Here is a 13842-nt window from a genome sequence, read left to right as displayed (position 1 = left end):
ACCGCCGACCCCTCCTCTAGCCGAAACAACCCCAAGGGGATCTAGACGTGCTGGACGTCAACTTCTTCGATGAGCTCCGGATTGGCCTCGCCACCGCCGACGACATCCGTCAGTGGTCCTTCGGCGAGGTCAAGAAGCCGGAGACCATCAACTACCGGACCCTGAAGCCGGAGAAGGACGGGCTCTTCTGCGAGAAGATCTTCGGTCCGACCCGGGACTGGGAGTGCTACTGCGGCAAGTACAAGCGCGTCCGGTTCAAGGGCATCATCTGCGAGCGCTGCGGCGTCGAGGTCACTCGCGCCAAGGTGCGCCGTGAGCGGATGGGCCACATCGAGCTGGCCGCGCCGGTCACCCACATCTGGTACTTCAAGGGCGTTCCGTCGCGCTTGGGCTACCTGCTGGACCTGGCGCCCAAGGACCTCGAGAAGATCATCTACTTCGCGGCTTACGTCATCACCGGCGTGAACACCGAGCTGCGGCACAACGACCTGCCGACCCTCGAGAACGAGATCGGCGTCGAGCGCAAGAACCTCGAGACGAAGCGCGACTCCGACATCGAGGCCCGTGCGCAGAAGCTGGAAGCCGACCTGGCCGAGCTGGAGGCGGAGGGCGCGAAGTCCGACGTGCGCCGCAAGGTCAAGGAGGGCGGCGAGCGCGAGATGCGCCAGCTGCGCGACCGCGCCGGCCGCGAGCTGGACCGCCTCGAGGAGGTCTGGACGACCTTCACGAAGCTCGAGCCGCGTCAGCTGATCGCCGACGAGCTGCTCTACCGCGAGCTGATCGACCGGTACGGCGAGTACTTCACCGGCGGCATGGGCGCCGAGGCGATCCAGAAGCTGGCGACCGAGTTCGACGTCGCCGCGGAGGCCGACAGCCTGCGCGACACCATCCGCAACGGCAAGGGGCAGAAGAAGCTCCGCGCGCTGAAGCGGCTCAAGGTCGTCGCCGCGTTCCAGGCGACCGGCAACGACCCGCGCGGCATGGTGCTCGACGCCGTCCCGGTCATCCCGCCGGACCTGCGCCCGATGGTGCAGCTCGACGGTGGCCGCTTCGCCACGTCGGACCTGAACGACCTGTACCGCCGCGTGATCAACCGGAACAACCGGCTCAAGCGGCTGATCGACCTCGGCGCGCCCGAGATCATCGTCAACAACGAGAAGCGGATGCTGCAGGAGGCCGTCGACGCGCTGTTCGACAACGGCCGCCGCGGGCGTCCGGTCACCGGCCCGGGCAACCGGCCGCTGAAGTCGCTGTCCGACCTGCTGAAGGGCAAGCAGGGCCGGTTCCGCCAGAACCTGCTGGGCAAGCGTGTTGACTACTCCGGCCGTTCGGTCATCATCGTCGGCCCGCAGCTGAAGCTGCACCAGTGCGGTCTGCCGAAGGACATGGCGCTCGAGCTGTTCAAGCCGTTCGTCATGAAGCGGCTGGTCGACCTGAACCACGCGCAGAACATCAAGTCCGCCAAGCGGATGGTGGAGCGGTCGCGGCCGCAGGTGTGGGACGTGCTCGAAGAGGTCATCACCGGCCACCCGGTGATGCTGAACCGCGCGCCGACCCTGCACCGGCTGGGCATCCAGGCCTTCGAACCGCAGCTGGTCGAGGGCAAGGCCATCCAGCTGCACCCGCTGGTCTGCGAAGCGTTCAACGCGGACTTCGACGGCGACCAGATGGCGGTGCACCTGCCGCTGTCGGCCGAGGCGCAGGCCGAGGCCCGGATCCTGATGCTGTCGGCGAACAACATCCTGTCGCCGGCGTCGGGCCGTCCGCTCGCCATGCCGCGTCTGGACATGGTCACCGGCCTGTTCCACCTGACCCGGCTGAACGAGAACGCCGAGGGCGCGGGCAACGCGTACTCCTCGCCCGCCGAGGCGATCATGGCGTTCGACCGCAAGGCGCTGAGCCTGCACGCCCCGGTCAAGATCCGCGTCACCGACCGTCAGCCCGCGAAGGCCGACGAGGCGCGGCTCGCCGAGGCGGGCTGGGAGCCGGGCAAGGCGTGGCTGGCCGAGACGACGCTGGGCCGCGTGCTGTTCAACGACCTGCTGCCGGCGGACTACCCGTTCATCAACGAGCCGATGCCGAAGAAGCGGCAGGCGGCCATCGTGAACGACCTCGCCGAGCGGTACTCGATGACGCAGGTCGCGCAGACGCTGGACAAGCTCAAGGACGCCGGTTTCTACTGGGCGACCCGCTCGGGCGTCACGGTCGCGATCTCGGACGTGCTGACCCCGGTCGGCAAGAAGGCCATTCTCGACGAGTACGAGGGCAAGGCCGACCAGGTCGAGAAGCGGTACCAGCGCGGTCAGCTGTCCCACGCCGAGCGCAACAACGAGCTCGTCAAGGTGTGGACGCAGGCGACCGAAGAGGTCCACAAGATCATGGAGACGGCGCTGCCGGACGACAACCCGATCGCCATGATCGTGAAGTCGGGCGCGGCGGGCAACATGACGCAGGTCCGTTCGCTGGCCGGTATGCGTGGCCTGGTGTCGAACCCGAAGGGTGAGTACATCCCGCGCCCGATCAAGGCGAACTTCCGTGAAGGCCTGTCGGTGGCGGAGTACTTCATCGCCACGCACGGCGCCCGGAAGGGTCTGGCGGACACGGCGCTCCGTACCGCCGACTCGGGTTACCTGACCCGTCGTCTGGTGGACGTTTCGCAGGACGTCATCGTCCGCGAGATCGACTGCGGCACCACGCGCGGCATCATGATGCCGATCGGCGAGGACCTCGGCGACGGCAAGGTCGTGCGCGACCAGCACGTCGAGACCTCCGTGTACGCGCGGAACCTCGCGACGGACGCGGTGGACGCCAAGGGCAACGTCGTGCTGAACGCTGGCGACGACATCGGCGACCCGGCGCTGGACAAGCTCATCTCCAGCGGCATCACCAAGGTGAAGGTCCGTTCGGTGCTGACCTGCGAGTCGGCGGTCGGCGTCTGCGCGACCTGCTACGGCCGTTCGATGGCGACGGGCGAGCTGGTCGACGTCGGCGAGGCGGTCGGCATTGTCGCCGCCCAGTCGATCGGTGAGCCGGGTACGCAGCTGACGATGCGTACGTTCCACCAGGGTGGTGTCGCCGGTGACGACATCACGACCGGTCTGCCCCGTGTCACCGAGCTTTTCGAGGCTCGCGTGCCGAAGGGCAAGGCTCCGATCGCGGACGTCGACGGCCGCGTGCGGATCGAGGAGAGCGAGCGGTTCTGGAAGATCACCCTGATCCCGGACGACGGGTCGGAGGAGATCGTCTTCGACAAGCTGTCCAAGCGGCAGCGGCTCGCCAACACCCCGAACGGCCCGCTGGGCGACGGCGACCACGTGGCGGTCGGCCAGCAGCTGCTCGAGGGCACGCCGGACCCGCACGAGGTCCTGCGCGTCATGGGCCCGCGCGAAGCGCAGATGCACCTCACGGACGAGGTCCAGAAGGTGTACCGGGCGCAGGGTGTGTCGATCCACGACAAGCACATCGAGGTCATCGTGCGGCAGATGCTGCGCCGCGTGACGATCATCGACTCCGGTGCCACGGACTTCCTGCCGGGCGAACTGCCCGAGCGGACCAAGTTCGAGGCGACGAACCGGGCCGCGGTCGCCGAGGGCGGCGAGCCGGCTTCGGGCCGTCCGGTGCTGATGGGCATCACGAAGGCGTCGCTGACCACGGACTCGTGGCTGTCGGCGGCCTCGTTCCAGGAGACCACGCGAGTCCTGACCGACGCGGCGATCAACGGCCGCTCGGACAAGCTCGTTGGCCTCAAGGAGAACGTCATCATCGGTAAGCTCATCCCGGCCGGTACGGGCATCAACAAGTACCGGAACATCCAGGTGCAGCCGACCGAGGAGGCGCGGGTCGCGGCGTACGCGATCCCGTCCTACGACGACGGTTACTACACCCCGGACGTGTTCGGTTCGGGCACCGGTGCCGCGGTTCCGCTGGACGACTACGACTTCGGTCGCGACTTCCGCTGATCCCGCTCCGCTTGAACGAAACGCCCCCGGCTTCGGCCGGGGGCGTTTCGCTGTATGAGGGGTCAGACCGCGGCGGGCACGTTGATCCGGTCGAGGAAGCCGGCGACCAGGTCGATTCTGGCGACCAGGGTCTCCGGGTCGATCTCGTCCCGGTACACCGCGTAGCACCACCCGCGCTCGAGGCCGATGAGGTCCGGAAGCAGTTCATGGTTGCCGCGCAGCCAGTCCATGGTTTCCGGGGCGGCGACCTGAGCCGAGAGCTCCTGGTCGCTGGCGTATCCGGTGAACTCGCTCTCGGACGGCGTGAATTGCTCCCAGCGGGCGGCCGAGGGCGAGGTTCGCGCCTCCGCTTCGAACAGCCTTTGCTGGTAGTTGAGATACGCCATGGTCCGCCCGAACATCCGCACCGGTTCGGTCGGGTACGCCTTGGCGATCTTCATGCTTGGCGTCGGCCCGACCCTTGTTTCGATGGTGTACTCGTAGATCCTTCTGCTGCTGTTGGCCCCGACCCGGAGCGTGCACCAGTACGCGCTGACCCGGAACTGCCGGTCCCGCCGCGGCAGGTCAGCCGCGAACTCGACGGTCGGAGGACTGCTGGGGAAGCTCATGCCCTCCGAGATGGTCTTCGGCCGGTACAGCTCGCCAAGAGGCTTCCGGCGCTGCGCGGACCGGGGCCGCCCGTATTCCAGATCGGCGACCATGGATCCGCCCAGTTCCTCGGGCACCGCGTGCAATGCGGCCAGCCAGGCTTGCTTCGCTCGTTTCTTCTTCAGATGCCAGCGGAAGCCGAGAACACTCGGAAGCACGACTAGTACCAGGAATCCGACGATCGGTCCGAGCCACACCCAAGTGTCGTGCAGTGCGCGAGCCACGGCTCAGAACTCCAGATCTTTTTTGGCCTCGTCCTTCGAAGTTCCGTCCCCGGTCGCTGCGTACTCGACGGCCTTGCGCGCGTTCTCCAGGTGTCCCAACGGTTTCCCTGGCTTGACTGGCAGGTCGGGATCGTTCTTGTCGTGGCTTCGGAGCCCGACCTGCGACCGTGCCTCGTCCAGCAGCTTCCCGCCGGCGGTTTTCCCGAAACCGTCGGCGGCCCGCTTCGCGGTGGTCTTGCCGCCGTCCACGGCCATCTTGGCCACCGCGTCCTTGGCCGCCTTGAAGAACGTCTGGAACCGCGCGATCAAGTCCTTGATCATGTCGAGCAGCTTCTGCAGCTTGCTGACCTGCTTCGTCGCCTTGCCCGCGGTAGACGCCGCGCGCACCCCGGTGGCCGTGCCTGCCGCCGCGGTGGACGCTCCGAACGACGGGACCGCGGCGGCCAATGCCGGGATCCAGATCATGATCAGCCAGGTGATCAGCTCGGTCAGCAGCGCCTTGATGAAGTCCTCGATGACAGTCATTGCCATGCTGCACACCTGCAGCATCGTCGCGATGTCACCGGCTTGGTCGGCGGTGCCGGTGATCCCGGTCGAGAACTTGGCCAGCTTCTCCGCCGCGGTTTCGGCCGCGCCGCCTTCCCACTGCGAGAGCGACGTCTTCGCCTGCTCGCTGAACTGGTGCGCGAACTGCTCCAGCCCGCGCCCGATCGCCGTGAAGTTCTCGGCCGCTTTGGACAGTGCCGGGCCGTCGCCGCTGACGAAGTGGATCGCGTCCTGGAGCGGGTCGCAGACGGCCAGCAGGAAGTTCAGTCCCTGACCGACCAGCCAGCCGATCGGGTCGGTGCTGATGCTCATCGCGGTTTCCGCGCACGACTGGACGAAGTTGGTGGTCTCGGAAACCACCCCGCTCAGCCCGGTCGCGGTGTCGCCTGCCTTGATCGCGTCGCTGGTGCCCGCGTCGTAGATCTTCACCGCGCCGCCCACCACCGGCAGCGCGTTGACGATCTTCTTGCCGGTGCCGTCCTCCGGCTTGATCTCGATCTTGCCCAACGGATCAGACATCCCGCCCCCTACTTCCGTCCGCCGCCGAGGTTGTCGATCTTGCCCATGACGTCTTTCCAGCTGCGGCAGTGATCCTCTTCGGTCTGGTCGTAGAACTGACCGGCGCGGTTGATCTTGTCGGACGCGGACTGCAGGCCGGTTTCCATCGCGGTCAGCAGGTCTTTCAGGTCGTCGACCATGCTCGTGTACTTGCTCTTGACGAAGATGCCGACGACGCCCCAGGACTCGTCGCCGACGTCGGCCTGGGACACCTTGCCCTTGACCCCGGCGACCGAGGTCTTGTTGCCCGCCAGCTGGCGGGAGTAGTCGTAGAGCTTCGCCGTCTGCACCTGGTAGCCGGCCATCAGCGGTGGTCCTCGTCGTCGAACAGGTTCTTCAGGAAGTCGTCCCCGGCGGACCCGGCCGAGGACGGCGGTGGCGGCGGGGGAGGGGTCTTCTCCGCGGGGTCGGCCAGCAGTTCGCGCTCGGAAAAGTCCTCGTGCTGTTCTTCCTCGACGCTCTGCTGCGGCGCGGGCGCGCCCCGCTCCATCGCGGCACGCAATTCCTCGACGTCGGTGCCCAGCAATTCGGCCTGGGTTTCCAGCACCTGCTCGGTGAGCTGCATCGAGTTGCCCGTGTGCTGGTCCACCAGCACGGCCTGCTGCCGCGCGGACTCGGCGACCGCCTGCCGCAGGGTAGCCATCACCATCCCGGACAACTCCGCCCCGCCGTGGCGCAGCGCGGCATCGGTGACCCGGATGTCCTTGATCGACCCGCCCGGACCGGCGACCACGGTGACCGACTGGTCCGGCGACGTCGCTGTCGCTTCGAGCGCGACCAGTTCCTCCTGCATCTGGGCGATGCCGGAGAACTGGTCGTCCACCCGTCGCAGCCTTGATTGGAACCGGTCGAACTCCGCGACCAGCCGGTCGAACTCGTCGGACATACCGTCTCCCCTGTGCTCGGTTGCCTGCCGTTATGACCCAAACCAGCATTTTACGGACGGTGTCTGGCTAAACACGCAAACTGCGAAAACCGCTGCCGCGCGGCCTCCTGGCCACGGTTACGGTGCGTAACGAGTCCGGAGACGGCACTTGTACGGTCGTGCCTCTTCTTCGGCTGGCTTACGTTCGCGCGCGTGGCTGATGTCGTGCCGTTCACGGACAACTTCTCGGATCTCTCCAATGCCCAGGGCTACCAGTTCGAGTTCAGCTGCGAGCGCTGCGGGAACGGGTACCGCTCGGCGTTCCAGCGGGACGCGATGGAGACTGGGCGCAGTATGTTGCGCGCGGTGGGCTCGTTTTTCGGCGGGACGCTGCAGCAGCTGAGCAGTTCCGCGGACCAGTGGAAGTACGACCGCGCGACGAACTCGTCGGCGAAGGACCGCGCGCTGACCGCGGCCGTCGAAGAGATCACGCCGCGCTTCCGGCAGTGCCGCGGCTGCGGCGACTGGATGTGCGCGGATCAGTGCTGGAACGAGGAAATCGGCCAGTGCCTGCGGTGTTCGCCGAGCGTGGCCGAGGAGATGTCGCGCGCGCAGGCGGCGGCGCAGCGGGACCAGATCTGGGACGAGGCCCGCGAGAAGAACTGGACCAAGGACCTGGATCTGGGCACCCGCACGAAACTCACCTGCCCGGACTGCGGGCTGAAGGTGGCAGGCGGAAAGTTCTGCACGGGCTGCGGGAGTTCACTGGCCCCGACTGTCCATTGTGGAGAGTGTGGCAAGGAATCCAAGGCGGGCGCGGTGTTCTGCGCGGAGTGCGGGCACCGGCTCTGACCGGTCCGGGCGCGGCCGGACTACCCGGCCGCGCCCGTTCCCTTACATGTCCAGGTTTTCCTTGGTGTCCTTGGCGGAATGCTCCCCGGCCTCGTCGCTCGCGCCCTGGGATTTGGTGATGTCCCGCGTATTGCTGATCGTCTTGTCGACGAAGTCGAAAGCGCCCTTGCCGACGTAAGACGAGCCCTTGCTGAGGTCGGACGGGTTCACGCCGATGACCTGCTTGACCGCCTCGCCCGGGGCGTTCTTCAGCGCGTCGACCGCCGCGGTGCCGAAGGCGCTGCCCTTCGTCCCGGTGGCGTTGGCGACCGCGCCCGCGAGCGCCTTTTCCGTGCCGGGGGTGATGCGGGCTCCGGACGGGGTGAGCTTCGAGCCCTGCTTGATCATCTCGTCGGCCCACTTGGCGAGGAACGTCAGGAACTTCTCGATCAGCTGGCCGAGTTTGCCGAGGTGGCGCGTGACCCGGCTGACCGTGCTGGCCACCCGGGCGACCGACGCGGTCATCGCGGCCGCGACCGACGAGCCGAGGCTGACGACGGACGCGGCGAGCGCGGGCAGCCACAGGTAGATGAGCCAGCTGACCAGCTCCGAGATCAGGGCCTTGACGACCTCTTCGATGACCGTCATGACCATCGACCACATCTGCAGGGTCTCGGCCACCGCGCCCGCGCTGGAGCCGATGCCCTTGATGCCCTCGGAGAACTGGGCCAGCGCCTTCTTGGCCGCGTCGCCGCCTTCGCCCTGCCAGTCCTTGAGAGCTTCGTCGCCCTCCTTGACGAAGTTGTCCGCCAGGGTGACGAAGCCCTTGCCGATCTCGACGAAGTTGCCGGAGGCTTCCTTCAGGGCAGGACCGTCGCCGGTGACGAAGTGCAGGGCGTCCTGCAACGGCTGGATCAGTTCGATCAGCATGTTCAGGCCGTTGCTGACCAGCCAGCCGACCGGGTCGAGCGCGAAGCTCGCGAGGTCCACCGCCGCGCCCGCGACGAAGCCGGCGCCGTCCTGCACCAGCTGGCCGCTGGCCGAGGCGAAGTCGCCGAAGCTCTTGGCGTCGCCGTAGTTGTCGATGGCGCCGGAGATCGTGTTGACGCCCTTGCCCACGAACGGCGTCTTCTTGGCCGCTTCGAGCGCGTCGTGGCCGAACCCGTCTTCGTGCTTGATTTTTACGCCGTCGGCGACGCTGTCCTGTCCCATGAGTTCCCCTTGCTCAGAGCGGTCCGTCGATCTTCGCGTCGAACTTGCCGAAGGTCATGACGGTGTCCTTCTCGTGCCCGTCGTAGATCTCCGCGGCTTTGCCGAGCTTGTCCTGAAACGTCTCGACGCCGCTCTTCATCGCTTCGAGCAGCTGCTTCAGCTCGTCGAGCTTGCTCGTGTAGGTCTGCTTGGCGACCAGCCCGATCAGGCCCCACGATTTGTCGCCGACGTCGGCCTGTCCCACGAGGTTGCCGAACTTGCCCGCCTCGGTCTTGTACTGGTCGAGCCCGGTGGAGTACTTCGTGATGGCCGTGGTTACCACGCTGTGGGTCATCGGTGGTCCTCCTCGTCATTGAACAAGTTCTTGAGGAACTGGTCGCCCGCCGAAGCGGAAGGCGGCGGGGGAGCCTGCGCCTGCTGCTGCTCGGCGCGCAGCAGGTTGTTGTTCGCGAAGTCCTCCTCGTCGCGAACCGGCGCCGCCAGCCGCTGCGGCTGTGCCTCCGGGAGGTTCGACTCCAATTCCTCCACCGTGGTTCCCATGCCGGCGGCTTGGGCTTCGAGAACCTGGTCGGACACGTTCAGGCCGAAGGCCGTGCCCACCGCCTCGTCGACGATCCCGGCCTGCTTGCGCGCGGATTCGGCGACCGCCTGGTGCAGGGTCGCGAGGATCGTGGCCGCCAGCTGGTCCGGCTGCTGGCGGAGCGCGTCCGGGGAGAGCCGGAGGTCCTTGACCGAACCGCTCGGGCCCGCGATCACCGTGACCGACCGGTCCGGCGACATCACCTGCGCTTCGAGCGCGTTCAGTTCCTCCTGCATGTCGCCGACCTTCGCGAACTGCGCTTCGGCCTGCTTGAGCTTCGTCTGGAACTTCTCGAACTCCGCGACGAGTCGGTCCATCTCATCGGACACGGCGGTCACACCTTCCCTGCACCTCGCTGATGCCGGGGATTATGCCGCTTCTGTCGCCTTCGTGCTTCAAGAGCGCGGAATCCGGGGCGGGTGATCACCGCAGGTCAGCAATCCGGCACGGTCAGGACGCGGGCGGTCCGACGTCGATCTGCCGGGATTCGCGGATCTCGCGCAGGATGCGGACTCGCCGGGGAGCCCTCGGCCGGAAGATCGTCTTGAAGAACAGCAGCCCGAGCGCGACCGGGGCCAGCGCGGCCAGGATGGTCAGCGCGACCGCGTCGTTGCTCTGAAAGACCGTGTTCCACCAGATCGGGCCGATCCGCACGTCGGCGACGTCGCCGCGCTCGGGCAGCCGGCCGACATGCCAAGTGGTGACGACTTCGTGGGTCTCGCCGCCGTCCTGGTAAGTCCCGCGGACCGCCGGGGACTGGCTGTCGCAGATTTGGGTGCGGTTGAGCCCGCCGCAGGAGCGGCCGGGATCGCCCGCGGTGGAATCAGTGACGGTGAGCTGAACTTCGGTGGCGAGACCGGCTACCGCGGCCACGCCATTGATGATCGGCAGCAGGCCGAGCACCACCATGGCGGTGGCGAGCAGGGTGCGGGTGAGCACCGTCGTCGGCGAGAGCGGTTGGCGGTCCATCGCTTCGCGGTAGCGATTCACCCGGGTCCGCACGAAACCTCGGTGCTCGCCGAACCACTGGTCGTAGCCGGTCTCGGCGCGGGCGGTCACCCGGGCGAACTCGGTGGCCGGCCAGAGGTTCGGCGTTAAGGCGGTGGCGAAGATCGCCAGCCGGCGGGCGTTGCCGAGGAGTCGTTCCTCGTTGAGCCCGTCCGCTTCGGCGGTCCACAGCGCGTCGCGCTCGAGTACGACCTCGTGGACCCGGAACCACAGGTCGCCCAGGATCAGTTCGCGCACTTCCGGGGTGAGCACCCGGGCGGCGAACTCCGGGTCCGCGGCGGCGACCTCGAACCGCCGGTCGAATTCCGGGTCCACCGCGACCTTTTCCAGCTCCGCTTGGGTTTTCGGGGTGCCGACCTGTATCCGGGTGATCCGGGCGTCCTCGAACGGGGTGGGGTGGTCCGGCTCGAACGCCCCGGTGCGCGGGGTGATCCGCAACGTCGGACTCTCCGGGATCCGGAGTTCGGTCAGCGTGTAGATGCCGCCGATGCGATCAGCGACCCGGTCGGCGGCGGAACCGCGCTCGGTGAGCGGGTACTCGACGCCGAGGAGCTGATGTCCTTGGTAGCCGAGTTCGACCACCCGGCGCAGCGACAAGCTGTCCTGCCGGTCGAACGCCACGGTGCGGCCGCCCTGGGGAAGGACCCCGAACGTCGCCTCGCCGGTGGCGCCAAGGCGGCGCAGCCGGTCGCGCTGCCGGGCGGATTGCCCGAGCACGAAGGCGATGAACACCACCGGCGGAGCGATCCAGACCGCCAGCGGCGCGTGGATGTCCATGCTGACCCGGAACCAGGCCATCGTCGTGCCGAAGAACGCCAGACCGGTCGCGATGTTGCTGAGCGCCGAGGCGGCGGTGCCGCCGCCCTCGACCCGGCCCGCTATCCACAGCAGGACGAACCCGGCGAGGTAGCCGACGGCGATGTACCAGGGGAACGGGTCTGCCATTGAGCGGATTATGCCGCTTGAGCCCGGTTCGCGCCCTCGAGTCGCGGCCCCGTCGGCGGCGAAGAGCCGGAAGTTCCCGGGATTCGATCACGAAAAGGTAACGAACATAACGGGCGAACAGCCCCGTCCCGGACGCCGAAGTGCCGAACATACTTTGGGCCGAACGGAGCATCGCAGGTCAGCGCGGCGGACTCCGGCGATCGGCCGCGCGGGGCGCGGCAAGTCGGCCCAGTTTGTGGGATATTCACCCCTTCGGTCGATGTTCTCACGATTGATCACCGCATTGACAGTGCGTGCGGTTCGCCAGAGTATTTCGCGCATGTCCTTTCCGGTTGCCCTGGTGTGGCGCCTGCACGTTGATCTGCGGCAGCAGGCCAGCGCGCTGTGTAGGAATTCCTGACTTTTTCTCCCGGCCGCGCTCGGCTGGCTGATTTCTCTTGCCCCGCAACGGGTTTCGAACGCCCTAGGGGATGAACGCTTTCCTTGTTCCGGGCGGGTTTCGTGCTGCCCGCGGAACGGGGAAAGAAGTGCCTTCGCGGGCGCTTCACGGGAACACGAACAGGGAGACACAATGCGATTCAGCTCCTCCTCGGGCGCCCCGCCCCGATGGCGGAAAGTGCTGACCGTCGCCGGTGCGGCCGCGCTCGCGGTCGGTGCGGTGACTTACACCGGGTCCAGCGCCTACGCCGACGTCCAAGTGGTCACCGACGCCAAAACCGCGTCCGACGGCAAGCAGTACTGGGTGCAGAACCACCTGGTCGGCAAAGACCTTGCCGCGCAGGCGCGTTCGGCCGACGGCACGCCGAAGAAATGGCTGCTGGTCTGGGCCGGCGACGAGAACATCGCCGACACCGCCGTGAAGGACGTCAAAAACCTGCCGGGTTCGCTCGGCGGCGGCCTCGGCAAGATCAAGAATGCCTTGCCCGGTCCCGATTTTCTCGCGGTGATCGACGCGACGCAGGGCTCGCCGACGTACGGCAAGGTGGTGAACACCGCGACCGTCGGGCCGCTCGTCGAGAACGAGCCGCACCACATGCAGTACGTGTGGCACAAGGGCGACACGATCTACGCGGGTGCGTTGTTCGCCGCGGCGACGTACGCGTTCGACGTCAGTGCGTTGCCCCAGTTGAAACTCAAGGGCATCAGCCTGCCGACGCAGACGCTCGGCGGTTCCGTGCCTGACGCGTACTGGGTGCTGAAGGACGGCACCGCGTACGGCACGTACATGGGCGGCCCGGTCGTGCCCGGTCCGTACGCGTATCAGGACGGCTCTACGCAGATCGGCAACGGCTTCGCCGGCAGCCCCGGTGAGGTTGTGCGCTTCGACCAGAACGCGCAAGTGCTGTCACAGAGTCCGGCAGCGACACCGCAGGGCGACAACGCGAAGCTGTGCGACAACCTGCCGCAGCTGGGCAAACCGTCCTGCGCGAACCCGCACGGCGTCCAGGCGCGCGAGGACCTCAACACCCTCGTCACCAGTGACTACGCCGAACCGCGCAACATCATTCTCGACCCGGTGAAGCAGCCGTCGCCGTACCTGCGCCGTCCGACGATCCGCACCTGGGACATCTCCGACCGCAATCACCCGAAGCTGAAGGCGGTGTCCTATCTGCAGGACGGTCCCCGGGCGAACCCGGCGGACCCGCTGCACTCGGAAAGCCGCGCGGTCATGGAGACCACGGTGACGAACCTGCCTGGCCACAAGGGCGCGTTCGCCGAAACGATGCAGGGCGGCGCGATCTTCTACACGCCGGACATCACCGCGAAGGATCCGCACTGGATCGAGGTGTTCGACGACGGGACCGCGGGCAAGCCGATCTACTCGCAGAACGACTCGAACGGAGCCAGCTCCAACGGCGGCTGGCTGCAGACCAGCCCGGACGACCGGTTCCTGTACCACGCGGTGCAGGGCAGGCAGAAGGGCGCGCTCGGCCCGGACGACCCCGGCACCACCGGCGGCGTCTACGTGCTCGACATCCAGAAGCTGGTCGCCGCGGGCGACAAGGTCGAGGACATCAAGGGCCGCGTCGACACCAAGGAAAAGGCGCAGCAGGGCGGCGGGGGAGACCTGCCGACCGTCGTCGGCTCCGCGCCGATCAACCCGGGCGTGCCCGGGGCTGGCCCGCACTGGGGCGCGTACGACAACTTCGCGCTCGGCCAGGACGGTTTCTACCACGAAACCCAGCAGCCGCAGCACATCGCGGTGTCGAACTACTTCGTCGCCCGGTCCGGTTTGGACGGTGACCACAAGGTCAACCTGCTGAACCTGGCTCCGGACGGGAAGGTCGCGGTCGATCCGAACTTCCGCGACGAGTTCACCGGGCAGGTCGGCATCAACTTCAACCGCAAATCGTGGCCGCACGGGGACTTCGGCAACGCCAAGCCGCACTCCGAGCTGTTCGTGGTCGCCGACCAGCACGTGAAGTAACTCCCGCCGGGCAGCTGTCCGTGAGGGGAACCCTGAGG

The 13842-nt window shown here is 67.3% G+C and carries 11 protein-coding genes; 3 read left to right on the top strand and 8 right to left on the bottom strand.

Annotation, left to right across the window (positions count from 1 at the left end; translation table 11 throughout):
* The first annotated feature begins 47 nt into the window (after nt 1-47).
* Nucleotides 48-3959, top strand: coding sequence for a DNA-directed RNA polymerase subunit beta' (locus tag ACFSVL_RS05585; RefSeq protein WP_378301060.1), 3912 nt, complete (start codon nt 48-50; stop codon nt 3957-3959).
* A 62-nt stretch (nt 3960-4021) separates the two neighbouring features.
* Here ACFSVL_RS05585 and ACFSVL_RS05580 read toward each other — a convergent pair whose 3' ends face one another.
* Genes ACFSVL_RS05580 through ACFSVL_RS05565 form a run of 4 tightly spaced genes read right to left on the bottom strand, consistent with a single transcriptional unit; the run spans nt 4022 to nt 6821 of the window.
* A complete protein-coding gene (locus ACFSVL_RS05580) occupies nt 4022-4831 on the bottom strand; it encodes a hypothetical protein (RefSeq protein ID WP_378301058.1) in 810 nt (269 codons plus the stop codon).
* Between the two features lie 3 nt (nt 4832-4834).
* A complete protein-coding gene (locus ACFSVL_RS05575) occupies nt 4835-5896 on the bottom strand; it encodes a hypothetical protein (RefSeq protein WP_378301056.1) in 1062 nt (353 codons plus the stop codon).
* Between the two features lie 8 nt (nt 5897-5904).
* Nucleotides 5905-6240 carry a hypothetical protein gene (locus ACFSVL_RS05570; protein ID WP_378301054.1) on the bottom strand — a complete coding sequence of 112 codons (336 nt, stop codon included), beginning with the start codon at nt 6238-6240 and terminating at the stop codon, nt 5905-5907.
* The gene (locus ACFSVL_RS05565; RefSeq protein ID WP_378301052.1) at nt 6240-6821 is read right to left on the bottom strand and encodes a YbaB/EbfC family nucleoid-associated protein; all 582 of its coding nucleotides are present in this window, start codon (nt 6819-6821) and stop codon (nt 6240-6242) included. Before ACFSVL_RS05565 ends, ACFSVL_RS05570 begins: the two co-directional genes overlap by 1 nt.
* Nucleotides 6822-7013: 192 nt before the next feature.
* On the opposite strand from ACFSVL_RS05565, the gene ACFSVL_RS05560 reads away from it, so the two are divergent.
* A complete protein-coding gene (locus tag ACFSVL_RS05560) occupies nt 7014-7652 on the top strand; it encodes a zinc ribbon domain-containing protein (protein WP_378301050.1) in 639 nt (212 codons plus the stop codon).
* A gap of 42 nt (nt 7653-7694) precedes the next feature.
* Here the strand turns inward: ACFSVL_RS05560 and ACFSVL_RS05555 are convergent, their stop codons facing one another.
* The 4 genes from ACFSVL_RS05555 to ACFSVL_RS05540 form a co-directional block, all read right to left on the bottom strand.
* On the bottom strand, nt 7695-8843 hold the full coding sequence (locus ACFSVL_RS05555) for a hypothetical protein (RefSeq protein WP_378301049.1): 1149 nt from the start codon (nt 8841-8843) through the stop codon (nt 7695-7697).
* Between the two features lie 13 nt (nt 8844-8856).
* Entirely contained in the window at nt 8857-9177 is a 321-nt protein-coding gene (locus ACFSVL_RS05550; RefSeq protein WP_378301047.1) for a hypothetical protein, read from the bottom strand.
* Nucleotides 9174-9752 carry a YbaB/EbfC family nucleoid-associated protein gene (locus ACFSVL_RS05545; protein ID WP_378301045.1) on the bottom strand — a complete coding sequence of 193 codons (579 nt, stop codon included), beginning with the start codon at nt 9750-9752 and terminating at the stop codon, nt 9174-9176. Before ACFSVL_RS05545 ends, ACFSVL_RS05550 begins: the two co-directional genes overlap by 4 nt.
* Before the next feature lie 121 nt (nt 9753-9873).
* Nucleotides 9874-11376: a hypothetical protein gene (locus tag ACFSVL_RS05540; protein WP_378301043.1), complete on the bottom strand. Its 1503-nt coding sequence runs from the start codon at nt 11374-11376 to the stop codon at nt 9874-9876.
* A gap of 571 nt (nt 11377-11947) precedes the next feature.
* Between ACFSVL_RS05540 and ACFSVL_RS05535 the strand changes: the two genes are divergently transcribed.
* Entirely contained in the window at nt 11948-13804 is a 1857-nt protein-coding gene (locus tag ACFSVL_RS05535) for a hypothetical protein (RefSeq protein ID WP_378301041.1), read from the top strand.
* The last annotated feature ends 38 nt before the right edge of the window (nt 13805-13842 follow it).

The organism is Amycolatopsis silviterrae, assembly GCF_042684085.1.
In the GTDB taxonomy this organism is placed as follows: Bacteria; Actinomycetota; Actinomycetes; order Mycobacteriales; family Pseudonocardiaceae; genus Amycolatopsis; species Amycolatopsis silviterrae.
The sequence above is the reverse complement of the archived record's forward strand: the minus strand, read 5'-3'. Positions and strand labels throughout refer to the sequence as shown.